Here is a 23,933-nt window from a genome sequence, read left to right as displayed (position 1 = left end):
ACCCGTCCACCAGCAACGTATCAGCACGACCTCAGCGCCTCAGACCGGAGAAAATCGCGGACGCCGGGACTCAGGCAGCAGCCGCGCCCGCCCGCACCTCGAAGCCGTCGACGAACTGCGCCTGGATGCGCAGCAGCTGATCCGCGCCGGCGTCGTGGTGCGCCCACAGCGGCAGTATCCTCTCGAAACGCTGCACCTCGGCCGCGTTCACGACCCGGTCGGCCATCCCGGTCACCACCACGCACCAGCCGAGCCAGGTGTGCTGGTCGATCTGGTCCGCCTCGTAGGTGAGCACCAGGTCCTCCGGCGGCAGGTCGACGCCGACGCGAATGACCACCGAGTTCCCGTCGACGACGTGGTTGACCAGCCGAATCGCCGGCAACGCCTGATGGGAGAACACCATTCGGCCGAACGAGGAACCGTCGAGCTTGTGCATGGCCGCGCTGGTGGACAGTTGATGCAGATGACGCGTTGGGCCGCTCATGAGAGCGCCTCCGTCGTGGGAAGCGGGCCAGCCGCAGACGGAGATCCCGTATATGACCGCGATACGCGCGCTTGAGTGTTTTGAACCGTACCACCGCGCTGAGCCCGCGCCCCGGAGAAAGTTCCGTACCCCTACTGATGCCGTCCCTGATTGTTCCGCTCCCGCGCCGCTGGTGACAGTGATCGCAGCGAACGGCCGCCATCCCTGCCCTGAGGTGGGCGTTCTCGATCCGGAGAGGAACCGAAGTGACAAGAACACCACGGTCCTGGGGTCTGCTGGCCCTGGCCGCGTGCGCTGTGCTGGCATCTGTCAGCCCAGCGCACGCGGCACCGAACGCCCCTGCGGCCACCTATCTCGGCGACACCGTCCCGGCCGACCTCGGCGACGTCTCCCCCACGTTCGCCGGCGGCCAGAACGCCACGGTGAGCGAGTTTCCCGGCATCGTCGCCGGCATTCGCGCGGGCGGGTCACGACCTGAAGGACAGACCTGCACCGGCACGGTCGTGGCGCCGCGCAAGATCCTCATCGCGGCGCACTGCGCGGATGCCCAGGGAGAGAAGAAGTTCGTCTACGGGCTCGACGACCTCAAGGACTACCGGGGTGGCGCGGGATCCGGGTTCGCCGTGAACGTCGTCAGCTACAAGAAGCACCCGAAGTACGTCAACTTCGACCAGGGCTACGACGTGGCGGTCGTGACCGTGGACCGCGACATCGCGCTCAAAGGTGGTGCCGCGTATCCGAAGTTCGCGACCTCCGCGGACTCCGGCGGTGCCGCGCCGGGCAAGACCGGGCTCGGGTTCGGCTACGGCAAGAAGGACTTCAACGACACCTCGCAGGACGTCACCCTCGACAAGGCGAGCCTGCCGATCGTCAACGGCGACAGCGTCTGCCAGGGTGTCGGGGCGGGTTTCAAGTCCGCGTACATGATCTGCGCCGGCTACAACGACGGCCGGATCACCATCCTGCCCGGTGACAGCGGTGGTCCGCTGATCGTCGACGGCAAGATCTTCGGCGTCGCGTCGTGGAGCCGGTCGGACTTCAAGTGGTACTCGATCTACGGCCGCCTCGACAACGAGATGGGCGACTGGGTGAAGACCGAGGTCGGCCAGCAGCCGCCGGTCGGTGACTTCGGGCTGTCGGTCGCGCCGGGCAGCGGTTCGGTGGCGCCCGGCAAGACGATCTCAGCGGGCATCACCACCACGGCCGGGTCCGGTTGCGCGGAGAACGCCACGCTGTCGGCATCCGGCCTGCCCGGTGGCGTGAAGGCGGTCTTCCAGCCGACCTCGGTGACCACCGGCGACCCGGCCAAGGTCACGTTCGACGCGAGCACCTCGGCTCAGCCCGGCACCTCCGAGGTGACGATCACCGGCACCACGTCGAGCGGCAAGACCGCGTCGGCCAAGTACTCGCTGACGGTCACGGGCGATCCGCAACCCGGCGACTTCACGCTGTCCGCGTCGCCGAGCAGTGTGAAGGCCGCCAAGGGCAAGTACGTCTCGACGACGGTCAACTCGACGGGTGGTGGCCAGTCGATCACCCTGTCGGCGAGCGTGCCGAGCGGGGTGAAGGCGACCTTCCAGCCCAGCTCGATCGGTGCCGGTTCGTCGTCCAAGCTCACGCTGGACGTGTCGAGCACCGCCACCGCGGGCACTTACGACGTCAAGGTCACCGGCACCGACTCGAACGGCAAGACCGCCACCACCTCGGTGTCGCTCACGGTCGAAGGCAGCGAGCCGCCGACCGGTGACGTCACCGTGACCGCGACGCCCTCGTCCGCCAGTGTCCGCCAGGGCCTGCTCGCGCAGACGCTGGTGAAGGCGAGCGGTGGCACCGGGAACCTGACGCTGACCGCGTCGGGTGTCCCTGCGGGCGCGCAGCTGTCGTTCAACCCGGCCACCATCGGCCAGAACGGCAGCAGCAACGTCTGGATCTTCACGAACTTCTCCACCCCGCCCGGCACCTACCAGATCACCCTCAAGGCCACCTCGGCCGACAACAAAACCGGCACCACAACCTTCACCCTCACCGTGACCTAGCCCGCTTGCGATGAAGGGAACCTTCATCCACCTCACGTGGATGAAGGTTCCCTTCATCGAGCTAGACGGTGAGGGTCCAGGTGTCGAGAGTGCCGGTGTCGTAGGTGTAGACGTCGGTGAGCTGGAGTTTCCAGGTGCCGTTGCGGGGTTCGGTGGAGAGGTCGACGGTGTAGGTCTCGTGGATGCCGGTGGAGGACGAGGCGCCGCCTGGCTTCTTGAGGCTGTAGGTCTTGCCGGACGGGCTGATCAGGTCGACGGCCAGGTCACCGGTGTAGGTGTGGTTGACGTCGACCTTGACCGTGGCCGACGCCGTGGAGTTGCCGGTGCAGCCCGAGATCGTCACCGAGGACGACACCGCGGTGTTGTTGTCCGGAATGGACACATCGTCACCGTTGGTTCCGGGGCCACAGACAGGATCCGGACCGCCGCCGATGAAACCGCTGTAGAGCAGCTTGTTCGGCGATCCCGAGCCGGGGTTGGTGACCTTGCCGGAAGTCGCGTTGTTCACCAGTGCGTCGCGCAGGGCCTGCGGGCTCGCGGACGGGTTGACCGACAGGTACAGAGCCGCGACGCCGGCGACGTGCGGGGTGGCCATCGACGTGCCGGACATGTTCGCCGTGCCGCCGTTGAGCCCGAGCGAGGTGATGTTGTCGCCGGGCGCGAAGATGTCCGTGCAGGTGCCGTAGTTGGAGAACGAGGCACGCGCGTCGTTGGACGAGGTCGCGTTGACGGTGATCAACGACGAGATCTTGGCAGGGCCTGTGCTGCAAGCGTCGGTCGAGCTGTTGCCGGACGCGACGGCCATCTGCACACCGGACGCCACCATCCCGGCGATGGCGTCGTTGCCGATGTCGGCGGTGTCGAACGTCCAGGAAGCGTTGACCACAGCGGGTTTCCTCGCGTTGGCCGTGATCCACTCGATCGCCTTGACGCCGGCCGAGTCGGGACCGTTGCCGGTGCAGCTGGTGCCGAGCATGCGCACCGAGACGATCTTCGCCTTCTTCGCCACGCCATAGGTCTTCGAGCCGATCGTGCCCGCCACGTGGGTTCCGTGACCGGAGCAGTCCTGCCCGTTCTGGCCGTCTTCGATGAAGTCGGCGCCGACGGACGCCCTGCCCTCGAACTCGGCGTTCGACGTCTTGACGCCCGTGTCGGTGACGTAGACCGTCACGTTCGACGCGCCACCGCTGGGGTAGTTGTACTTCTTGTCCAGCGGCAGTGCCACCTGGTCCACGCGGTCCAGGCCCCAGGTCGGGTTGGTCTGGACGTCCAACGCGCGAGCCGTGCCGTCCTGGTACACGGCTTTGACGGCGGGATCGGCCGCCAGTTTCCGCGCTGCCGCTTCGGTCAGGTTCTTGACCTGGAAACCGCGCAGGGCGTGGGAGAACACGGTGTCGAGCTTGCCGCCGTAGCGCGCGACGAGGGTGCTGGACGTGGCCTGCACCCCGGGCTTGAGGGACACGATGAAGCTGCCTCCGGGCGCGGGGTGCTGAGCCCTCACGAAGTCGGCTTCCGCAGCCTGGGCCGGGGTGGTCGTCACGGTCAGCGCCGCGAGGACGACGAGCCCGAAAGTGGTGCGTCGCATGGGAAATCTCCTTCCGGTGTCGTCAGAACGTGAGGGTCCAGGAGTCGATGGTGCCGCTGTCGTAGGTCCACACGTCCGTGACCTGCAGCTTCCACGTGCCGTTGCGGTTCTCCTGCGAGGCGTCGACAGTGAACGTCTCGTGCACGCCGGCACTGGACGTGGCGCCGCGGGCCTTCTTGAGGCTGTAGGCCGCACCGGACGGACCGATCAGGTCGATCGCCAGGTCCGCGGTGTACGGGTGGTTGATGTCGACCTTGACCTTGGTGGCGGTCGAGGCCTTGCCCGTGCAGTTGCTGACGTTCACCGACGACGTGACGGCCGTGTTGTTGTCCGGAATGGACACATCTTCGCCATTGGTGGCCGCGTTGCACGGCTCCGGGTCAGGACCGCCTCCGATGAAGCTGATGTTGAGCAGCTTGTTCGGCGAGCCCTGGGTGTCGGTGATCTTGCCGGACGTCGCGTTGTTCACCAGCGCGTCGCGAACCTGCGCCGGGGTCGCCGACGGGTTCGCGGACGCGTAGAGGGCCGCCGCGCCCACGACGTGCGGGGTGGCCATCGAGGTGCCGCCCATCGACGCGGTGCCGCCGCCGTTGCGCGTGGAGGTGATGTTCGAGCCGGGGCCGAAGATGTCGACGCACGAGCCCCAGTTCGACGCCTGCCCGCCGGTGTAGATCGAGCGCTTGTCGGCGGAGTCGCTGGCGGCCACCGTGATCGCTTCGGGTACCCGTGCCGGAGACGTCTGACAGGCGTCGCCGTTGTTGTTGCCCGCCGCCAGACCGAACGTGATGCCCGCCGCGATCGCCCGCTTCACCGCACTGTTCACAGTGGAGTCCGCACCGCCGCCGAGGCTCATGTTCGCGACGGCGGGCTTGCGGGCGTTCTGCGCCACCCAGTCGATGCCCTTGATGATCTGCGAGTACTGCCCGCTGCCGTTGCAGTCGAGCACGCGGACCGCGACCAGGTTCACCTTCTTGGCCACGCCGTAGGTCTTCGAGCCGATCGTGCCCGCGACGTGCGTGCCGTGGCCCTGGCAGTCCGACGCGTCCGAGTCGTTGTCGATGAAGTCGTACCCGTCCTTCGCCCGGCCCTCGAACTCGGTGTGCGCCTTGTAGATCCCGGTGTCGAGGACGTACGCGGTGACGTTCGACGCGGTGTTCGGGTAGGTGAAGCGCTGGTCGAGCGGCAGGTTCGCCTGGTCGATCCGGTCGAGGCCCCACGTCGGGTCGGTCTGGGTGTCGGACATCCGCGCCCAGCCGTCCTGCCGCACGTAGGCGACCTCCGGATCAGCTGCGAGCTTGCGTGCCGCCGCTTCGTCCATTTTCACCGCGAAACCGCGGACGGTCGCGACGTAGATGTTGCTGACCTTGCCGCCGTGCTTGCGGGCGAGGTCGAGCGCTTTGGCGTTGGTGGCAGGGGCGTCGGTGGCGCCGTCCTTGAAGACGACGACGTAGCTGCCCGCGACCGGGTTCTCCACCATCTGGATCGAACCGGTCTGCGCGAACACCGGGCTGGTCAGGAGCGCGAGTCCGATCCCGGCTGTGGTGAGCACACTTGCTGTGCGAACAAGTCGCATCTCGGGTTCTCCGTTCCGGCTGCCTCGGCAGGGGTGGGCAGCCACGTGCGGATCACCATCAGGCGAGCCGGAACGGTGAACAATCCGGATATGACTACGTAGGGATACGGGTCTTTCACCATTAGCATCGGTCGGTGATGAGCCGGACACCGAAATCGCGGCTGATGCGGACCAGCTCTCCGGTGCTGGTCGGCCGGGGTGACCAGCTCGGCGCGCTGCGGGCCGCCGTGCCGGACCAGCCCGCCGTGATCATGATCGAGGGCGAGGCCGGCGTCGGGAAGTCACGCCTCGTGCGCGAGCTGCTCGCCGCGGACCTGGGCCCGATCGCCGTCCTCATCGGTCACTGCCAGCCCGTGGGCGAGCCGTTCCCGTACGGCGCGGTGCTGGAGGCCTTGCGCGACTGCGTGGATCGTCTGGCGCGCAACCGGTCGAAGCTGAGCCCGGTGGCGGGCGCGCTCACCGGCCTGCTGCCTGAGCTCGCCGAGCACCTGCCCGCGCCGCCGCCGTCCACCGGCGACCCGCGGGCGGATCGGCACCGGTTCTTCCGGGCCGTGCGGGAGCTCCTGGGCGTGCTCGGGCCGGTGCTGCTCGTCGTCGAGGACCTGCAGTGGGCCGACGACGGGTCCAGACAGCTGCTGCGGTTCCTGATGGGTGATCCGCCGGCGTCGCTGTCCATCGTGGTCACGTACCGGCGCGAGGACGTGCCGGGCGGGGTGCCGCTGGGGTCGGCGTACCGGCCGCCGACCGGGATCACCAGCGCGGTGCTGGAGCTGAAGCCTTTGGACGTCGCCGAGGTGCGGACGCTGACCGCGGCGATCCTCGACGGCGAGACCGTGTCGGCGGAGTTCGCGGCCAAGCTGCACGAACGCACGGCGGGCATTCCGTTCGTGGTCGAGGAAACCCTGCGGGCGCTGCGAAACCCGGCCGGCGCGGTGCACGCGGACGGCGCCACGGCCCGGCGGCTGCTCGACAACGTGGACGTTCCGGTGCTGTTGCGCGACGCCATGGCCGAACGCCTGGCAGCACTGCCTTCCGACGCCACCCGGCTCGTCCAGGCCGCCGCCGTGCTGGGTGTACCCGCGTCGGCTTCGCTGCTCGGCGAGGTCGCGTCCATCGGCGACACCCACGCCGCGTTGATGGAGGCGCTGTCCGGGCACGTCCTGCACGAGGTCGACGCACGGCGGTACGGCTTCCGGCACTCGCTGGCCCAGCAGGCCGTCTACGACACGCTCAGCGGCCCGGATCGCCAGCAGCTGCACCACCGGGCCGTCGACGTGCTCGATGCCGTCGAGCCACGCCCCCTGGTCCAGCTCGCCGAGCACAGCGAACGCGCCGGCCGCACCTCGGCGTGGCTGCGTTACGGAGAAGCCGCCGCCGATCGGGCCGCCGAGCTCGGTGACGCCGGCACCGCGACCGCGTTGCTGCAACGGTTGCTGCTCGACCCGGGGTTGCCCGCGTCCGATGTGGACGGACTCGCGATCAAGCTGGGCCGCGTCGCCCACCACGGCCTGGACCAGCACGACCCGGCCGAGACGTTGGAACGGCTGCTGTCCGACCGGCGCCTGTCGACGTCCGCCCGCGGTGAGGTGCGGCTGTACCTGGGCGTGCTGCTCATCCGTCAGGCGGGCGGCATCGCGCAGGCCCGTGTGGAGATCGAGCGGGCCATCTCCGAACTGGACGCGCGCCCGGACCTCGCGGCCAGGGGCATCGCGGTGCTCGGGCTGTCGTACCTCGGCACGACTCCGATGAGCGAGGTCCAGCCGTGGCTCGACCGCCTCGACCGCGCTCGGGTGGAAGCCGGCACGGTCGAGCTGACGATGGCCCTGTACGCCAACCAGCTCGGCTCGTCGATGCACACCGGCGACCCGTCCGTCCTCCCCTCGCTGCACTTCCTGCCCGCCACCACCCCCGGCGAGCTGCGCCAGCTCGCCCGCGCCCACTGCAACCTCGCCGACGCGCTCACCTCCACCGGACACCTCGGCCTCTGCGGCGACCTGCTGCGCGACGGGCTGCGGTTCGCCGCCGAGTGCGGCGCCCTGTTCGTGGCGAGCACCGCCTACGCGACCAGGGCCCGCCTCGACTGGCTGACCGGCAACTGGTCCGGCCTCGCCGAACGGGCGCGGGGGCTGCTGGACGAGTACCGCGACCTGCTCCCGGTCGCCAGCGAACTGTGCCTGGTGCTGGGGTCCTTGGCGATCGCGCGCGGCGAGTGGGCGGAGGCCACCGGCTGCCTCAGCGAGACCGGCGCGTTCGCTCCCGAGGAGTCGATCACGCCGGTCGCCATCGCGGGGTGCGCGGCGTTGGCGAGGACGATGCTCGCGCAGGACGAGGTGACGCGGGCCTGCGCCGACGCCGATCGGGGGCTGGCGATCGTGCGCGCCAAGGGGGTGTGGGTGTGGGCGACCGAGCTCGGGCCCGTTGCGGTGGCGGCGTTCCTGGCGGGCGGGAGGGAAGCCGACGCGAAGAAACTGGTCGACGACTTCGCTCGGGGCATTGAGGGCCGGGACGCGCCGATGGCGGTCGCCGCACTCGCGTGGTGCCGGGCGCAGCTCGCAGAAGTTCGCTGCCCGCACGACGCCGTCTCCCTTTACCGCGAAGCCTCCGACCTCTACTCCGCCCTCCCCGCCCCCTACCTGGCCGCCCTCGCCGCCGAACGCGAAGCCACCTGCCTCCTCCCGTCCGAGCACGAGAAGGCGACCGAGCTCCTCTCCGCACTGGTGGACACGTTCGACGCCCTGGGCGCCACCCGTGACGCGGCTCGGTGCCGGCATCTGTTGCGCAGCAGCGGAGGTGGGAAGCCGTCGCGCCGCGGCAGGCGCGGGTACGGCAACGAGCTGTCGCCCCGCGAGCAGGAGGTGGCACGGCTGCTCGCGGCGGGCCACACCAACCGCAAGATCGCCGACGTGCTGTTCCTGTCGCCGCGGACGGTCGAGCAGCACGCGGCGCGGGTGCTGCGCAAGCTCGGGGTGTCGTCGCGGGCCGACCTGCAGGACTGAGTCATTCGCCGGGGACGACGATGCCCATCTCGTAGGCCGCCACGATCGCCTGGGCCCGGTCGCGCACGCCGAGTTTGGCGAACACCCTGCTCACGTGTGTTTTGGCGGTCTGCTCGACGATCACCAGAGAAGAAGCGATCTCGGAGTTCGACATGCCGCGCGCGACCAGGCGCAGCACCTTCAGCTCCTGTGCGGTGAGGCGGTCGGCCTGCGAGGGCACGCGCGGCTTGCGGGCGGCGAACTCCGCGACCAGGCGACGTGTCACGGCCGGGGCGAACAGGGCGTTGCCCGCCGCGACCACGCGCACGGCGTTGACCAGGTCGTCCAGCGGCGCGTCCTTCAAGAGGAACCCGCTCGCGCCGACCCGCAACGCGCCGTAGACGTACTCGTCGATGTCGAACGTCGTCAGCATGAGGATCCGCACGTCCAGAGAGGAGTCGGCGAGGATCTGCCGAGCGGCTTCCAGACCGTCCATCACCGGCATGCGGACGTCCATCAGCACGACGTCGGGACGGTCGCGCACGGCAATACGCACGGCCTCGGCGCCGTTGCTGGCCTCGCCGACCACGGTGATGTCGGGCTGTGCGGCGAGCACGGCGCGAAAACTCTGCCGGACCATCGTCTGGTCGTCGACGATCAGCACCCGAGTGTCCAACTCATCCCCCGTTCAACGGCAGCGTGACCGCCACGACGAACCCGCCCATCTCACCCGGCCCCGCCAGCAGCGTCCCCCGCAGTGTCGCGACCCGTTCCCGCATGCCGAGCAGGCCGTGTTTGGGCCGGTCGTCGGGTGGCGGCGACTCGGCCGGGCTGTTGGTCACCACCAGCCGCAACTCCTCCGCGGAAACCGAGATGCGAACGTCCACAGTGGAGCCAGGAGCGTGCCGGACGGCGTTGCTCAACGCCTCCTGCGCGATCCGGTACGCGGACAGCGCCACGCCGGAAGGCACGCCGGCGACGTCACCGGAGATCTCCAGCGACACCACGACTCCGGCGCCCCGCAACCGTTCCACGAGCTCGGCGATCTGCTCCACGCGCGGTTGCGGCGCGGTCTCGACCTCGCCGTCGGAGTTGCGCAGCACGCCCAGCAGCCGCCTCATCTCGGAAAGCCCCTCGCGGGCCGTCTCCTGCATCTCCGCGAACTCCACCTCCAGTTCAGGCGGCAGGGAGAACCGATACCGCGCACTCCCCGCCCGCAACGCCAGCACCGACATGTGGTGCGCCACGACGTCGTGCAGCTCGCGGGCGATCACCGCACGCTCCTCCAGCGTCGTGGCCCGCGTCTCCTCCTCTTCCAGCCGCCGCCGCTGGTCGACGCGTTCGGCCTCCGCGATGCGCCGCAACCGCATCGCGTTGCCGAGCACCAGCACACCGCCCGCGACAGCACTCAGCAGGAAGAACTTCTCGAACGTGAGCAGGTGCGGCAGCCACAGCGCGACCAGGGAACCCGCGAACACCCACACCAGCACGGCCTGGCGGTAGCCCTGCGCCACCACCAGCAGCACGACGGCACCGCCGAGCATCGTTCCCGGCATCCACGGCCAGCCCCACGCGTCGGCGAGTCCTCTGAGGACCATCGGCGACAGCACCAGCAGCACCGCCGCCGACCGCCACGCCCACAACGGGTGCACCAACGTCAGCAGCACCACCACCGCGCTGAACCCGGTGAGAAGCAGTGCAGGGATCGAGGCGTAAGCGACCGTCGGCGGCAGCGGTCCCGGATCAGAGTTGAGCGCCACGACCACCAGCGCCGCGCCCAGGGTCGACACCAGCCGCAGGAATCGCCACTTCGTCGACTGAGGCGTCCTGACCAGCCGGTTCGCCCGGAAGAACGTGGACACACCGGCAGAGAAGAACGATCTCATCGGTTCCACCGTCCCGGCACGTCACCCGCTCCCACGCTCGAACGTACATCAACTCCGGATCGGCCGCGTGCCCACCAGACAGCGCACCCGGCCAGCGCCGCCAGCACGTAGAGGTTGTCCAGCAACGCATTGCCCGACGGAGCCCACATCGTCGCCCCCAGGAAGACCGCCCAGACGAGCACCAGCGCCACGCGAGACCCGCGGGCCACCAGCAACGCCACCAGCGGCACCACCCACACCCAGTGGTGCGACCACGAGATCGGGCTGACCAGCACCCCGCACCCAGCCGTGATCAGCATCGCGACCACGGGCTCACCGCGCAGATGCGCCCGCCGCGCCAACACCGCCGCCACGACGACATAGACCACGCACAGCACCACCGCAACAACCGGAGCCCCACCCGTGAGCCGTTGCACCACACCGGAGATCGACTGGTTGGTGAAGTAGCCGTTGCCCGTCGCGTTGTTGCCGGTGAAGATCGCCGAACCCCAGAACCGCACCGAATCCGCAGGCAGCAAAAGAAATCCGAGCACCTGCAACCCGAGGAACGTACCCAGAGCCCGCGCCGCCTCCCGACGCCGGCCGGTGACCAGCAGGTGCAGCACGAAGATCAACGGCGTCAGCTTCACCGCCGCCGCGACCCCGATCAGCACACCAGACCACCGGGAGTCGTTGCGCAGCAGGTCGAACACGACCATCACCATCAGCAGCACGTTGATCTGCCCGAGCCCGATCGTCCGCCACACCGGCTCCAGGCTGAACACCAGCAGGAACAACAAAGGCGACGGCCCGGAAGTCCACCGCAGCACCGCGGCGACCCCGAGCACGGACACCGCGGCGAACAGCGCCCACACCAGCTGCACCGGCAGCAACGCCAGCGGCGTGAACAACACGGCCGCGATCGGCGGATACGTGAACGGCAGGTCGATCGACCAGGACGGCGTCGCGGTCAGGTGTTCGTACAGCGCCTCACCGTGCAGTACAGCCCACGCACCGGACCGGTAGACAGCGCTGTCGAGGCCGAGAGGCAACCCGGCGAACCACCCCACCAGTCCGATGAGGACGAACGCACCCGCGAGAACCGCTGGGGCAGAACGGATTTTGAGCACACCAGAACGCTAGGAAAACGCGACGACGAAATCGTCGTACCGCGGCGCCCTCTTGATCCGCTACCGCCGTAGCCAAAACCGCCGTGTACTACTCAAGTAGCACGGAACAGCTCCGCACAATGCGAGATGAACGCCTCAGCCCGCCGCGTCAACGGCCCACCGGCAGCCCAGCCGAGCACAACGGGTGTAGTCGGCACGGCATCGCGCAACGGCACCGCCACCACCTCAAAACCCTCGTACGACTGGTAGATCTCCGGCTGCTGCACGGTCACCGAGTACCCGATCCCCCGCGCCACCAACGACCGCGCGAGCTCGAAGCTGCGAGCCCGGTGCGTGACGACCATGTCCACGCCCGCGGCCTCGAACACCGCGCGGAAGTAGCGTTCGCTCGGCGGGACGTCCAGCAGCACGAACGGATCGGCAGCCAACTCCCGCAACGACACCGCACGCCGCCGGCGCAACCGGTGAGAAGCCGACAGCAGCACCTTCGGCGCCTGGTCGTACAGAGTGTGCACGGCGATCCCCGGCTGCACGTCCTGGTCGTAGAGGAACGCGATCTCGCACCGCCCGGCGAGCAGGTCCTCCTGGATCTCCGGCAGGCTCCCCTCCACGAACCGCACCGACACCTCGGGATGCTCGCGTTCGAACGTGGCGATCGCCGCGGGCAGGTGGAACGGCGCGATCGGCGCGTAACACCCGACCGTCAACACGCCGCTGACCTGCTGCGACAGTCCGCGAGCCGCCAGCCCGAGCTCACTCATCGCCGCGACGACCTGGCGAGCGTCCCCGAGCACCCGCGCACCCGCCGCCGTCACCGCGGCCCCTCGACGCGGCGACCGGACGACCAGCCGGAGATCCAGCACGCTCTCCAACTCGCTCAACGCCAACGAGATCGCCGACTGCGAGACGTGGCAACGGGCAGCCGCCGCCGTCAACGACCCCGTCTCCGCCACCGCGATCAGGTACTCGAGCTGCCGCACGGTCACGTTGGGCAGATTCATGAGCAGATCTTATTACTCATACAAGAAACTTGAGCTGGTCAAATGACTGTGACCGGGGGCATCGTCCAGATCGTGACCCGGACGCACCGCCACCCGTTCATCCCGTACACGCCCGCGAGACTCCCGATCGAGGAAAGCCTCAACCGCGGCAAAGCCTTCTACGAGAAGCTCGACGCACGCCGTTCAGTGCGCTGGTTCTCCCCCGACGAAGTCCCACCGGAAGCGATCGAACTCGCCGTCCACGCCGCGAACACCGCCCCGAGCGGCGCCCACCAACAGCCGTGGCGGTTCGTGGCCACGAAAGACCCCGAGCTCAAACGCCAGATCCGCGAGGCAGCCGAACAAGAAGAACGCCGCTTCTACCACGAACGGGAGATCCCGGAGTGGCACGCGGCCCTGGCCCCGCTCGAAACCGACGCCGACAAGGAGTTCCTGACCACGGCCCCGTGGCTCGTGATCGCGTTCGCACAGAAGCAGCAGAACGGCAAGAAGACCTACTACACCAACGAAAGCGTCGGCATCGCGTGCGGCTTCTTCATCGCCGCCCTGCACCACATGGGCCTCGCGACGCTGACCCACACCCCGAACCCGATGACGTTCCTCAGCGACCTGCTCGGACGGCCAGGCGAACGCCCGTACATCCTCTTCCCGGTCGGTTACCCGGCCGACGACTGCGAGGTCCCGGACCTCCGCCGCAAACCGCTCGCGGAGGCCCTCACACTTGCCTGATAGTCCCACCGCCAGGAACACTCGAAGTCGTGGACGAACTGCGCGCGTTGCTCGCCAAGCACGCCCGGCCGGACATGACCACGTCGATCGAGGACGTCCTGGTCTCCAAGGTGACCGCGGGCGAGCTCCCGGAGCCGGGCATGACCGGCACGATCCTCGCGTTCGTCGCGCAAGGCCGCAAACGCATCGCGCTCAACAACCGCGTCTACGACTACCGGGCCGGCCAGTACCTGGTGGCCTCGATCGACATGCCGATCACCGGCAACTACGTCGACATCAGCCCGCACGAACCAGCTCTCGGCATCGGACTCGTCCTCAGGCCCGACAAGGTCGCCGAACTCCTGCTCCAGCACGACCTGCCGAAGACCCAGGGCACCCCGGAAGGCCTGGCTGTCAGCGACGCCACCCCGGAGCTGATCGACGCCGTCACCAGGCTCGCGCGCCTCCTCGACACACCACAGGACGCGCGAGCACTGGCCCCGTTGATCAAGCAGGAGATCCTCTGGCGGGTGATGACCGGCGAGCAGGGCGCGGTGATCCGCCAGTTCGGCACGCAGGACAGCAGCCTGCGCCACATCTCCAGAGCCGTCAGCTGGATCCGCGAGAACTACGCCGAGTCGTTCAAGGTCGAGAACGTCGCGCGGATGGCGGGCATGAGCGAATCGGCGTTCTACCGCAACTTCCAGGCCGTCACGGCGATGAGCCCGATCCAGTTCCAGAAGCAGATCCGCCTCCAGGAAGCCCGCCTGCTCCTCGCCACCACCAGGGACGTCACCAGCGTCAGCCACAAGGTCGGCTACGACAGCCCGTCGCAGTTCAGCCGCGAGTACCGCCGCCAGTTCGGCCTGCCGCCGAGCCGGGACGCCGTGCTCAGGCCTGAACCCGCCCTCTGACCTCCAGGTACACCGCGCGAACCTCCAAAGTCCGCTCGACCTTCTCGATCAGCGGCGCGAAGAAGCGCTGGCGGTGCTCGGCGTCGCTCATCGAGATCACCGAGAAGTACATGCTGCCGAACGCCGCGAACAACGTGGCGTTGCGCAACATCGCCGACGGCACTCCGATCCACGACATGGCCACGGTGTCCCCGATCCACTGCTCGGCGATCTTGGGCGTGACGACGATCAGGCCGAGCACCACGAAGAACGCGAACAGCGCGAGCCCGACCACCGCCGCCTGCACGAGCTGCCGGATTGCGAGCATCACCAGCAGGTTGCGCAGCTGCCGGCCGTTCAACCGCCTGGGCTGCAACGGTTCGGCGATCTCGATCCCGGCCAGCGGTGTGCCCCTGCAGGCGCCCGCGAGGATCTCCGGCCGCAGATCCTGTTCCACCCGCCCGATCTCGTCGCGCAGTCGGGCCGCCGCGGCCAGCACGGTGATCGCGGCGAACAGCAGCACGATCAACGAGACCCGCGGCCACGGCAGCTGGTTCATCGCCTGCCACAGCTCGCCGGTGAAGAACAGGAAGAGTGTCACGAACAGCATCGGCGGCAACGCCCGCCCGAGCAGGTGCACGCTGTTGCGCAGGTCGGCGATCACGTGCCGGATGGCGGCCTTCAGCAGCGCGCCCAGCCCGTACGTGGTGGCCAGCATCGTCGCCACGAACACCAGGCCGAAGAACACGACGAACCACACGAGGACGAGCCACTCGTTCTCGATCTCCGGCACGCCAGGTGTGGAGACACCGTCGTCGACCAGGATCTGCAGCACCGGCACGATGATCGGCATCGCCGCGTACACGACCAACAGCACGATGGTGGTCCGCCGGGAGAAGCTCGGCATCCTCCGCACGAACAGCGAAAGCACGATCCACGCGGCCACCGTCACCGCGGCGACCACGCCGAGCATCAGCCACTTCGACAGCCCCGTGGACTGCAGCAGCACCAGCCACGCGAGGCTGCCGACGGCCACGAACGTCAGCGCGGGCAGCATCCGCGGCAGCACGTGCGAGCGGAAGCCGTAGCCCTCGATCATCGTGGGCGCGCCCTGCCGCACGAACCACTGCTCAGTGCGCCGCACCACCGCCGAGGAAGCCACGGCGGAGATCATGCCTCACCGGTCGAACAACCGCGCCATCACGCTGAAGTAGTGCGTCGGAGCGATGCGGGCGAGCGCGTCGAAGATGTACGCGTCAGGCCCGACGAGGATCCGCGCCTTCCCCGCCTCGACACCGCGATGGATGATCTCGGCGGCCTTGTCGGGGGTGGTCAGCGCGATCTTCTCGAAGTCCTCGGCCATCTGCTCGTGCGACCGGCCGCGCCCGTCGGGATCGCTGTGGATGCGCCCGTTGCGCACGATGTTGGTCTTGATGCCGCCCGGATGCACGGTGACCGCTGAGACGCCCGTGCCACGCAGCTCCTGCCGCAACGAGTCGGTGAACCCGCGGACCGCGAACTTCGCGGAGCAGTACGCGCTGTTGTTCGGCATCCCGACCAGCCCGTACACGCTGGAGGTGTTCACGATGACGCCGTAGTTGCGCTCCAGCAGCAACGGCAGGAACGCCCGAGTGCCGTTCACCACGCCCCAGTAGTTGATGTCGAACAGCCACGCGTCGTCCTCGGGCACCGCGTCCCGCACACTCGTGGCGATCGCGACGCCGGCGTTGTTGAACACCGCCGCGATCGGCAGGTCCAGCCAGTCCTTCACCTCACCGGCGAACCGGTGCACGTCGTCCGCGTCCCGCACGTCGAGCACCCGGCTGAGCACCGGGCCGTGCAGCGACTTGGCGGTCTCCTCCAGGCCTTCCGCGTTGACGTCGGCGATCACCACGGGCGAGCCGTGCCGGGACAGCCGCTGGGCGAGGCTGCGGCCGATTCCCGAGGCGGCCCCGGTGATCACGGCCGGGCGACCGGCGATCTTGCGCACCATGCGAGGACTCCCTGTCGTCGTGGGAGCCTCACGTTTCCAGTGATCGCTCCGGCACGCCAGTGTCGATCAGCTTCAGCCGAACGTCCGCCAGGTCCGGATGTCCGAGCGTCGCCAGCACGCTTTCCGCCCGTGACCACGCCTTCCGCGCGCTTTCCCGGTCTCCCGCGGCGGCGAGTGCGTCGCCGAGCTCGTCGGCACATTGGGCTTCGCCGTACCGCTCCCCCAGCCCCGCGAACTGGTCGACGGCGAGCGACAGCACGACCGCCGCCCGATCGTGTTCGCCCAGCTTGTGGTGCACATAGCCCAACGTCCGCAGCGCGTACGCCTCGCCGTCGATGTCGCCGAGCACCCGCAACCGGTGCAGCGCCTCGGTGGAGTGGTCGAGCGCCGCGTCGAGGTTGCCGGCCATCGCGCTCACCCAGCCGAGCGCGCCCTGGATCAGCGCGATCCACTGCGGGTTGCGGTGGAGCACGAACGCGTCCAGCGCCTTCCGCGCGTGGTCATGCGCCGCCGCGAAGTTCTCGTTCAACGCGTGCGCCCAGGCGATCGAGAAGTGCGTGACGCCGACGTCCGCCTTGTCGTCCTGCGCCTGGTGCAACGCCAGCGCGGCCGCGAGATCTCGTTGTGCGCCTTCGTGATCGCCGAGCATCGCCCGGCCACGGCCTCTGAGATGCAGCGTCACCGCCTCCGCCGAGCGGTCCTCGAGCCTTCTGGCCGCCGCGAGCGCGGTGTGCTGGGTCGACGCGCGGTCGTCCCACCTCCCGCTGCGGTACAGGTACGTCGACATCGTCCACGGCAGCTGCCAGGCGTGGACGTCGAAGCCTTCCCGCACAGCGAGTTCGGTGGCCGCGAGCAGCACCGGCAGCTCGGCCTCCAGCCACGCCGCCGCGTCGTCGTAGCTCGCGAAGGACGCCTCCGACTCGACTTCGATCGACGGCCAATGCGGTGCCAGCATCCGTTCCGCGGCGAACGCGGTGTGCAGGTAGAAGTCCAGCACCCGTTCGAGCGCCTGCCGTGCTTCTTCCGGTGCCGCCAGCTCGGCGGCGAAGGTCCGCAGCAGGTCGTGCAGGCGGAACCGGCCGGGCACGTGCTCGTCCACCAGGTGCATCCGGCTCAGCTCGGCCAACGGCTTCCGCGCCTTCGCACCGAGCAGCGCCCCGGCCGCGCCGAGCTCGACGTCTGGTCCACAGTGGACACCCAGCAGCCGGAACAGCGTGGCGGCCTCGTCCGACAACGCTATGTAGGACGCCTCGAACACCGCGTCCAGACCCGTCGGCTCACCGACCAAGGCGCGCAACGGAAAGCCCGGATTCGCCAACGCCCGTGCCGCCACCACGGCCAGCGCCAGCGGCAACCCGCCTGTCTGCCGCACCAGTTCCGCGACCGCCTCGGCGTCGTCCAGCCGTTCCGCACCGAGCCGCTGGGTCAGCAGCGCAACGGCTTCGTCGTCCGCCAGCACCGGCACGGTCAGCGGCTGGGCCTGCTCGAACACGACCAGCCCGTCCATCCGGTCGCGGCTCGTGACCACCACCAGGCTGGCACTCCCGCCGTGCAGCAGCGGCCGGACCTGCTCCTCGCCGCGGGCGTTGTCGAGCACCACGAGCATCCGCCGGTCCGCCACGAGCTCGCGGAACAACCCCGACCGCGCCTCCACGTCGTCCGGAATCCGTTCCGGCGCAACGCCCAAAGCCGCCAGGAACCCGCGCAGCACCACCGCGGGCTGCGACGGCGCGGCAGCCGGGTCGAACCCGCGCAGGTTCACGTAGAGCTGGCCGCCGGGGAACCGTTCGACGTTGTCGTGAGCCCATCGCAACGCCAGCGACGTCTTGCCGGACCCACCGGGACCGCAGACCACGGCGATCCCGGACTCGACGGCGTCCAGCGCCTTGAGCTCGTCCCGCCTCCCGACGAACACCGGGGGCCGCGCGGGCAACTGGCGTGGCACAACGGTTTCAGGCGTCACGGAACCGAAGTTACCCGCGCAACTCAGGAAACTGGTCGTCTCTCCACTCCCCCGCGCCGTCGATACCCTTTTCCTCCCTTGTGCGCAGATCAACCCGCCGAATCTTCCCCGACACCGTCTTCGGCAGCTCGAAGAACTCCAGCCGCCGAATCCGCTGGAACGGCGCCAGGTTCTCCCGAGCGTGCTTGAGGATCGCGAACGCCGTGTCCCGATCAGCTTCCCATCCCGCGCTCAACGCCACGTACGCCTTGGGCACCGCCAGCCGTAGCGGGTCCGGCGCGGGCACGACCGCGGCCTCGGTGACAGCCGGGTGCTCGATCAGCACGCTCTCCAGCTCGAACGGCGAGATCTTGTAGTCCGACGCCTTGAACACGTCGTCGGTCCGTCCGATGTAGAACAGGTAGCCGTCTTCGTCGCGCGACGCGATGTCGCCCGTGTGGTAGTAACCGCCGGCCATCGCCTCGGCGTTGCGCTCCTCGTCGCCGTGGTAGCCGACCATCAACGACATGGGCCGCTGTGCCAGGTCGATGCAGATCTCGCCTTCCTCGGCGAGCAAACCGCTGATCGGATCCACGAGCACGACCGGAACGCCCTGCAACGGCCGTCCCATCGAGCCGAGTTTCACCGGAGCACCGGGCACGTTGCCTACGGACAGCGTGGTCTCGGTCTGCCCGAACCCGTCCCGCAACGTCAGGCCCCACTGCTTCTGGACCTGCTCGATCACCTCGGGGTTCAACGGCTCCCCAGCGGCGACGACCTCGCGCAACGTGCCCGGCCCGCCGCTCAGGTCGGCCTTGATCAGCATCCGCCAGACCGTCGGAGGCGCGCAGAACGTCGTGACGCCCTTGTCCCGGATCTGGCCGAGCAGCGCGGCCGCGTCGAACCGGCCGTAGTTGTAGACGAAGATCGTCGCTTCGGCGATCCACGGCGCGAAGAAGCAGCTCCAGGCGTGCTTGGCCCAGCCGGGCGAGCTGATGTTGAGGTGCACGTCGCCGGGCCGCAGACCGATCCAGCGCATCGTCGTGAGGTGCCCGACCGGGTACGAGGTCTGGGTGTGCTCGACCAGCTTGGGACGGTTGGTCGTGCCGGACGTGAAGTACAGGAGCAGCCGGTCGTCGGCCCTGGTCTTCGGGTGCGGCAACGGGTTGTCCGGCGCCTCGGCGGTCTCGGCGAAGTCCAGCCAGCCCGCGGTCGCTCCCCCAACGGCGATCAACACCGGGCCGTCCTCGAACTTGTCGGCGTCCTCGACCCGTGCGATGACGTGCCGGACGTTGCCGCGCTTGAGCCTGTCCGCGAGGTCGGCCGGGCCAAGCGCGGTGGTCGTCGGCATGATCACCGCGCCGAGCTTCATCACGGCGAGCATCGACTCCCACAGCTCGACCTGGTTGCCGAGCATGATCATCACGCTGTCGCCCTTGCCGACGCCGTGCCAGGCGAGCCAGCGCGCGACCCGGTTCGAGCGTTTGCGCAGGTCGTCGAACGTGTAGGCGCGCTCGGAACCGTCCTGCTCGACGATGTGCAACGCCGTGGCGGTGTTGCCCTCGGCGATGAAGTCGAACCAGTCGTGCGCCCAGTTGAAGCAGCTCTCGAAGCTCGGCCAGGCGAACGAGGCCGGGTCGGTGAGCATCAGGTCGCGGGCCGCGCGGTAGGTGTCGTGACTGGACATGGCACAGAGGGTGGAGAGACCTCAGGCGCAGGTATACCCCCGAACGAGGGTGCACCCCTTTTCGAGGGTGCTTCCATCGGCAAAACTGCTGGACGTGCTGCAAGACCGCTTCCAGGCGCTTCTGCCGCAACGCCTGGACATGCTCCGCCGTGCCACCGGGTTGCCCGTCGTGTTCGGCGGCGCCGTCACGCCCACACGTGACCTGTTGCTCAGCAGCTTCTACGGCACGCACGGCACGTCGTTGCACGGCCTGCGCGTCGGCACCGGACGCGGTCTGGGCGGCACGGCGATCGCGATGGGCACGGCGGTGCGCGTCAACGACTACGCCTCGACCCGCGCGATCACCCACGAGTTCGACCAGATGGTGGTCGTCAACGAGCGCCTGACCTCGGTGTTCGCCTATCCGGTCACGGTTCGCGGAACTGTGCACGGCGTGCTCTACGGGGCCGTGCGCGGGCAGCTGACCGTCGGTGACCGGTCGATCAGGATGGCTGGCGCCATCGCCCAAGGCTTCGCACAGGACCTGGACATGCCTTCGATCAACACCCAAGCAGCCCTGCGCGAACTCGCCGAAGTGACCCGCCTGGTCGGTGATCCGGCGTTGCGCGAACGGTTGCGCCGCGTTCACCAAGATCTCGGTGGTGAAGCTCCTGTCACCGTCCCGAGCGGACTGACCCCGCGCGAACTCGATACGCTCCGCCTCGCCGCGGTGGGTGCGTCGAACCGGGAGATCGCCGCCGAGCTCGGGTTGAGCACCGAAACCGTCAAGGCCTACCTCCGGGGCGCGATGCGCAAGCTGGGGGTGCACAACAGAACCGCCGCCGTCCACGCGGCGAGGTCGACGGGAGCGCTGTAAGAGATGTCGTGGTTCGAGAAGGCCGTGATCGGCACCGACCGCCTGCTGTACAAGCTGACCGGCGGCAAGGTCATGACCGTCTCCATGAGCAAGCAGACAGGGCTCACGTTGATCACGGTGGGCGCCAGGTCCGGTGAGCAGCGGCTGAACCAGGTCCAGTACGTGGCCGACGGCCCGTCGATGCTCGTGGTGGGCTCGAACTGGGGCAAGCCGCACCACCCCGCGTGGACCGCGAACCTGTTGAAAACCCCGGACATCCAGGTGAACGTCCGGGGTTCTGTGCAGGACGTGCGCGGCACGTTGCTGGCAGGGGAAGAGCGCGAGGCCGCGTGGAAGAAGATGGTCGCGGCCTGGCCGGCGTTCGAGGACTACGTGGCCCGCTCAGGAGGCCGCGAGCTGCGGGTCTTTCGCCTGACTCCGCGCTGAGTCCCACGCGAGCCACGCACAGCCGACGATCATGAGCACGCCGTGCGCGATCCGTGCTGCGGGCGGCGTGAAGAACTGCGGCAGGAACAACGCGAACCCGGCGGCGAACAGAATCGCCGGCACCGTGCGAAGCCTGAGCGCGACCATGATCGCGGCGACGCCCATCGTCACGAGCCCGACGGCGAAAGTCGTTACCGCGACCGGGTTGTAGCGGATGGACTCCGCGAGTTCGAGGATGTTCGGCTGCGCGGCGAGCTCGTGCAGCCCGAAGTCCTCGGCGCCGTAGTACGGCAACGTGAGGCCCGCGCCGACCCAGAACGTGATCGCGGCGGTGCGGTGGATCTCCAGCAACGCGATCGGCACCAGGATGAAGCCGATCATCGCGAACAGGTGCGACGCGACCCACGCCGGTGAACCCATCGCGGCTTGGGCGCCCGCGGTGGTCGTTTCGTCCTCCCACGGCCGTAATGCCGGGTACAGCAGGAAAAGCAGGCCCGCGGCGGTGAGCGTCCACTTCATCTTTGCCCCCTGAGATCGGTGAGGTACATCCGGACGAGCTGGTCGTAGGTGTCGTCGAGTCCCTCCGGCAGGCCGAAGCCGCCACCGGACTCGATCGACGCGAAGCCGTGCACGATCACCCGCAGCCTTCGCGTGGCGTGGACGGCGTCAGAGCCCTCCAGGCCGTAGCCGCGCAGCGTCGCGAACATGACCTCGATGAGCTTCCGGCCCGCTGCCTGCTGCAGTTCGTCGTGCAGCGGGTCCATCGGCGCGATGGCGTAGCGCTTCGGGTTTTCCTTCACGTAGGCGCGATAGGCGTGCATGAGCGCCTCGACGGCCGCGTCTCCCGACAGGCCGAGCACGGTCTGCGTGAACCTGTCGGTCATCTCCTCCAGCACCCGCACGCCGACGTGTCCGCGCAGCTCGGCGAGGCTCGCGACGTGCTTGTACAGCGAGGGCGTGGCGACGCCGGTGCGGGCGGCGACGGCGGCGAGCGTCAGTCCCTCGACACCCTGCTCGTCGACCAGCTCCAGTGCGGCGTCCACGACCTTGGCGGTGGTGAGACGTGAGCGAACGGCCATAGCCCAAAAGCTAACACCATTAGCCTGTGGGTGTCCACCGAAGGTTTTGTGAAGATCTTGCGGATTCCCCGCGAAGCTCGGTGCTTCCCCGCTAAGAAGGTCAGGTCAATCGCATCGGCAAGGAGAATGCATTGCGACTAGCCAAGATTCTGGGGGCGGTCACCGCGGGGCTGCTGTCCGCGGCGACCATCACGGCTGCGCCGGCGACCGCCGGACCGTTGCACACCTCGATCGACCCGAGCTCCGTCCGCGAGTCGATCAACTACCTGAAGGCGACGTACAAGGTCAGCGAACGTGAAGCGTTACGCAGACTCGAGCTCCAGAACGACGCGTCGAAGCTCGAGGCGACGCTGAAGCGCGAGGCCGCCGGCGAGTACGGCGGCATGTGGATCGACCAGGAGGCGGGCGGCAAGCTCGTCGTCGCGATGACGAAGCCCGTTGCCGCGCAACGACACATCGCCACCCTGCCCGACCGCAGGAACGTCACCGTCCGCACGGTGAAGAACTCGCTGGCCTCGCTGCAGGCGGCCCACGCGCGGATCAGCAAGCAGGTCGGCGCCGGCGCGGAGTCGGTGTACCTGCCGGCCGTCAGCCAGACCGAGAACCGCGTGGTGGTCTGGGAACGCTCGTGGCTGAAGAAGCCCGCCGTGTCCGAGCAGACCGACATGCGCGCGTTCGACGCGGACCCGAGCCTGGTCTCGGCCCGCGTCCTGCCGAAGCCGACCCCGTACTCGGCCGACCCGGTCGACTGGGGCTTCTGCCATCCGTTGTACTGCACGGGATACGGCCCGATGCGCGGCGGCCTGCGCCTGGACATGAGGCGTGACAACGGCACCACCGGCGGCTGCACCAGCGGCTTCAACCTGCGCACCACCGGCGGCGCGTTCCCGAACGCGCCGTGGGTGCTGACCGCGGGCCACTGCATGGCGACCAAGACGAACAACGTGCCGACCGAGCACAACCGCCAGGCGATCCTGAACCAGCACGGCATCGAGAAGAACTTCTACCCGTACGACTACGCCGCCGTGCGGTACGTCGACACGGCGACCGCGAACACGTGGCTGGAGAACCAGACCAACCGCAACATCGTGCTGAAGTACTGCCGCAACGGCGGTCTGGACAGCAACGGCGACACCCCGTGCGGCCCGCAGGCGACCTCGCAGAACCAGGAGATCACCTCGGTCACGCCGCTGAACCAGATCCTCACCGGCGCGGTCGTGTGCGCCACGGGCTCCGGCGCCAGCTCGGTCAACTACCCCGACTCCTACGACAGCGGCGCGGGCGTCGACTACCTCGTCGGCACGCGCTGCGGCCGGGTCCTGTCGACCGACGTCGGCATCAACACCGACCTGTGCGCCCGCGCGGGTGACAGCGGCAGCCCGCTGTTCAGCCAGGTCACCAAGGCGGGCCTCGGCATCCTCGAAGGCAGCCAGCAGGCGCGCAGCGGCCCCTGCCAGGTCGGTGAGCTCAACAACTACGCACCTCTGTCGACGATCCTCGAGGACCTCAGCGCTCGGCAGGCGAGCGGTGGTTCGGTCTTCAACGTGATCACCACCCCGCAAGGCTGACCCACCAGGTCTCCGGAAGGCCGTTTCCCGGTCTTCCGGAGACCTTTCAACGTCCAGAACCGTCCAACCTCCCCAAACCCGCCTGGTAGAGCCCTAGATCGTTTGGGAGCGCTCCCACCTGACCGAAATATG

Annotated in this window: 20 protein-coding genes; 7 read left to right on the top strand and 13 right to left on the bottom strand. The window is 68.7% G+C overall.

Translation table 11 applies throughout. The features are described 5' to 3' along the window. Window positions 1-70: 70 nt before the first annotated feature. Window positions 71-484 carry a pyridoxamine 5'-phosphate oxidase family protein gene (locus AB0M24_RS23375; protein WP_363771392.1) on the bottom strand — a complete coding sequence of 138 codons (414 nt, stop codon included), beginning with the start codon at window positions 482-484 and terminating at the stop codon, window positions 71-73. Window positions 485-729: 245 nt separating this feature from the next. Here AB0M24_RS23375 and AB0M24_RS23370 point away from each other — a divergent pair, with 245 nt between their 5' ends. Continuing rightward, a complete protein-coding gene (locus AB0M24_RS23370; protein ID WP_363771389.1) occupies window positions 730-2,520 on the top strand; it encodes a trypsin-like serine protease in 1,791 nt (596 codons plus the stop codon). 61 nt (window positions 2,521-2,581) lie between these two features. Here AB0M24_RS23370 and AB0M24_RS23365 read toward each other — a convergent pair whose 3' ends face one another. Together AB0M24_RS23365 and AB0M24_RS23360 are read right to left on the bottom strand one after the other, a co-directional pair. Beyond that, a complete protein-coding gene (locus AB0M24_RS23365) occupies window positions 2,582-4,105 on the bottom strand; it encodes a S8 family serine peptidase (protein WP_363771386.1) in 1,524 nt (507 codons plus the stop codon). Window positions 4,106-4,127: 22 nt separating this feature from the next. Further along, window positions 4,128-5,678: a S8 family serine peptidase gene (locus AB0M24_RS23360; RefSeq protein WP_363771383.1), complete on the bottom strand. Its 1,551-nt coding sequence runs from the start codon at window positions 5,676-5,678 to the stop codon at window positions 4,128-4,130. 137 nt (window positions 5,679-5,815) lie between these two features. Between AB0M24_RS23360 and AB0M24_RS23355 the strand changes: the two genes are divergently transcribed. Further along, window positions 5,816-8,674 carry an AAA family ATPase gene (locus AB0M24_RS23355; RefSeq protein WP_363771380.1) on the top strand — a complete coding sequence of 953 codons (2,859 nt, stop codon included), beginning with the start codon at window positions 5,816-5,818 and terminating at the stop codon, window positions 8,672-8,674. 1 nt (window position 8,675) lies between these two features. Here AB0M24_RS23355 and AB0M24_RS23350 read toward each other — a convergent pair whose 3' ends face one another. The 4 genes from AB0M24_RS23350 to AB0M24_RS23335 form a co-directional block, all read right to left on the bottom strand. Further along, complete coding sequence (locus AB0M24_RS23350; RefSeq protein WP_363771377.1) at window positions 8,676-9,329, bottom strand: response regulator transcription factor; 654 nt, start codon at window positions 9,327-9,329, stop codon at window positions 8,676-8,678. A gap of 1 nt (window position 9,330) precedes the next feature. After that, entirely contained in the window at window positions 9,331-10,539 is a 1,209-nt protein-coding gene (locus tag AB0M24_RS23345; RefSeq protein ID WP_363771374.1) for a histidine kinase, read from the bottom strand. Next, window positions 10,536-11,648, bottom strand: coding sequence for a glycosyltransferase 87 family protein (locus AB0M24_RS23340; protein ID WP_363771372.1), 1,113 nt, complete (start codon window positions 11,646-11,648; stop codon window positions 10,536-10,538). Before AB0M24_RS23340 ends, AB0M24_RS23345 begins: the two co-directional genes overlap by 4 nt. Window positions 11,649-11,740: 92 nt before the next feature. Next, the gene (locus tag AB0M24_RS23335; RefSeq protein ID WP_363771369.1) at window positions 11,741-12,649 is read right to left on the bottom strand and encodes a LysR family transcriptional regulator; all 909 of its coding nucleotides are present in this window, start codon (window positions 12,647-12,649) and stop codon (window positions 11,741-11,743) included. 42 nt (window positions 12,650-12,691) lie between these two features. Here AB0M24_RS23335 and AB0M24_RS23330 point away from each other — a divergent pair, with 42 nt between their 5' ends. Both AB0M24_RS23330 and AB0M24_RS23325 read left to right on the top strand, forming a co-directional pair. Continuing rightward, on the top strand, window positions 12,692-13,378 hold the full coding sequence (locus AB0M24_RS23330) for a nitroreductase family protein (protein WP_363771366.1): 687 nt from the start codon (window positions 12,692-12,694) through the stop codon (window positions 13,376-13,378). Between the two features lie 29 nt (window positions 13,379-13,407). Then, window positions 13,408-14,271 carry an AraC family transcriptional regulator gene (locus AB0M24_RS23325; protein WP_363771363.1) on the top strand — a complete coding sequence of 288 codons (864 nt, stop codon included), beginning with the start codon at window positions 13,408-13,410 and terminating at the stop codon, window positions 14,269-14,271. Here AB0M24_RS23325 and AB0M24_RS23320 read toward each other — a convergent pair. Genes AB0M24_RS23320 through AB0M24_RS23305 form a run of 4 tightly spaced genes read right to left on the bottom strand, consistent with a single transcriptional unit; the run spans window position 14,249 to window position 19,872 of the window. After that, window positions 14,249-15,412: a hypothetical protein gene (locus AB0M24_RS23320; protein ID WP_363771360.1), complete on the bottom strand. Its 1,164-nt coding sequence runs from the start codon at window positions 15,410-15,412 to the stop codon at window positions 14,249-14,251. The two genes, AB0M24_RS23325 and AB0M24_RS23320, sit on opposite strands and share 23 nt — an antisense overlap. Before the next feature lie 15 nt (window positions 15,413-15,427). Beyond that, complete coding sequence (locus tag AB0M24_RS23315; RefSeq protein ID WP_363771357.1) at window positions 15,428-16,243, bottom strand: SDR family NAD(P)-dependent oxidoreductase; 816 nt, start codon at window positions 16,241-16,243, stop codon at window positions 15,428-15,430. A 28-nt stretch (window positions 16,244-16,271) separates the two neighbouring features. Then, window positions 16,272-18,206 carry an NB-ARC domain-containing protein gene (locus tag AB0M24_RS23310; protein WP_363771354.1) on the bottom strand — a complete coding sequence of 645 codons (1,935 nt, stop codon included), beginning with the start codon at window positions 18,204-18,206 and terminating at the stop codon, window positions 16,272-16,274. A 10-nt stretch (window positions 18,207-18,216) separates the two neighbouring features. Beyond that, complete coding sequence (locus AB0M24_RS23305; protein WP_363771351.1) at window positions 18,217-19,872, bottom strand: AMP-binding protein; 1,656 nt, start codon at window positions 19,870-19,872, stop codon at window positions 18,217-18,219. A 94-nt stretch (window positions 19,873-19,966) separates the two neighbouring features. Here AB0M24_RS23305 and AB0M24_RS23300 point away from each other — a divergent pair, with 94 nt between their 5' ends. Both AB0M24_RS23300 and AB0M24_RS23295 read left to right on the top strand, forming a co-directional pair. After that, a complete protein-coding gene (locus tag AB0M24_RS23300; RefSeq protein WP_363771348.1) occupies window positions 19,967-20,728 on the top strand; it encodes a LuxR C-terminal-related transcriptional regulator in 762 nt (253 codons plus the stop codon). A 3-nt stretch (window positions 20,729-20,731) separates the two neighbouring features. Further along, a complete protein-coding gene (locus tag AB0M24_RS23295) occupies window positions 20,732-21,154 on the top strand; it encodes a nitroreductase family deazaflavin-dependent oxidoreductase (protein ID WP_363771346.1) in 423 nt (140 codons plus the stop codon). On the opposite strand, the gene AB0M24_RS23290 is transcribed toward AB0M24_RS23295, so the two are convergent. Together AB0M24_RS23290 and AB0M24_RS23285 are read right to left on the bottom strand one after the other, a co-directional pair. After that, window positions 21,110-21,673, bottom strand: coding sequence for a hypothetical protein (locus tag AB0M24_RS23290; RefSeq protein WP_363771343.1), 564 nt, complete (start codon window positions 21,671-21,673; stop codon window positions 21,110-21,112). The genes AB0M24_RS23295 and AB0M24_RS23290 overlap by 45 nt on opposite strands. Continuing rightward, on the bottom strand, window positions 21,670-22,233 hold the full coding sequence (locus AB0M24_RS23285; protein ID WP_363771340.1) for a WHG domain-containing protein: 564 nt from the start codon (window positions 22,231-22,233) through the stop codon (window positions 21,670-21,672). Before AB0M24_RS23285 ends, AB0M24_RS23290 begins: the two co-directional genes overlap by 4 nt. Window positions 22,234-22,364: 131 nt before the next feature. Here AB0M24_RS23285 and AB0M24_RS23280 point away from each other — a divergent pair, with 131 nt between their 5' ends. Continuing rightward, window positions 22,365-23,801 carry a trypsin-like serine protease gene (locus AB0M24_RS23280; protein ID WP_363771337.1) on the top strand — a complete coding sequence of 479 codons (1,437 nt, stop codon included), beginning with the start codon at window positions 22,365-22,367 and terminating at the stop codon, window positions 23,799-23,801. The last annotated feature ends 132 nt before the right edge of the window (window positions 23,802-23,933 follow it).

The sequence above is a fragment of the Lentzea sp. NPDC051838 genome (assembly GCF_040681245.1).
Classification (GTDB): Bacteria; Actinomycetota; Actinomycetes; order Mycobacteriales; family Pseudonocardiaceae; genus Lentzea.
Note: the sequence above shows the minus strand (reverse complement) of the source record. Positions and strands in the feature narration are given on the sequence as shown.

Excerpts from the sequence above, each read along its gene's own strand:
- AB0M24_RS23375 (WP_363771392.1), bottom strand. The coding sequence starts at position 484 with ATGAGCGGCCCAACGCGTCATCTGCATCAACTGTCCACCAGCGCGGCC.
- AB0M24_RS23365 (WP_363771386.1), bottom strand. The coding sequence starts at position 4,105 with ATGCGACGCACCACTTTCGGGCTCGTCGTCCTCGCGGCGCTGACCGTG.
- AB0M24_RS23360 (WP_363771383.1), bottom strand. The coding sequence starts at position 5,678 with ATGCGACTTGTTCGCACAGCAAGTGTGCTCACCACAGCCGGGATCGGA.
- AB0M24_RS23355 (WP_363771380.1), top strand. The coding sequence starts at position 5,816 with ATGAGCCGGACACCGAAATCGCGGCTGATGCGGACCAGCTCTCCGGTG.
- AB0M24_RS23345 (WP_363771374.1), bottom strand. The coding sequence starts at position 10,539 with ATGAGATCGTTCTTCTCTGCCGGTGTGTCCACGTTCTTCCGGGCGAAC.
- AB0M24_RS23335 (WP_363771369.1), bottom strand. The coding sequence starts at position 12,649 with ATGAATCTGCCCAACGTGACCGTGCGGCAGCTCGAGTACCTGATCGCG.
- AB0M24_RS23330 (WP_363771366.1), top strand. The coding sequence starts at position 12,692 with ATGACTGTGACCGGGGGCATCGTCCAGATCGTGACCCGGACGCACCGC.
- AB0M24_RS23315 (WP_363771357.1), bottom strand. The coding sequence starts at position 16,243 with ATGGTGCGCAAGATCGCCGGTCGCCCGGCCGTGATCACCGGGGCCGCC.
- AB0M24_RS23305 (WP_363771351.1), bottom strand. The coding sequence starts at position 19,872 with ATGTCCAGTCACGACACCTACCGCGCGGCCCGCGACCTGATGCTCACC.
- AB0M24_RS23295 (WP_363771346.1), top strand. The coding sequence starts at position 20,732 with ATGTCGTGGTTCGAGAAGGCCGTGATCGGCACCGACCGCCTGCTGTAC.
- AB0M24_RS23290 (WP_363771343.1), bottom strand. The coding sequence starts at position 21,673 with ATGAAGTGGACGCTCACCGCCGCGGGCCTGCTTTTCCTGCTGTACCCG.
- AB0M24_RS23285 (WP_363771340.1), bottom strand. The coding sequence starts at position 22,233 with ATGGCCGTTCGCTCACGTCTCACCACCGCCAAGGTCGTGGACGCCGCA.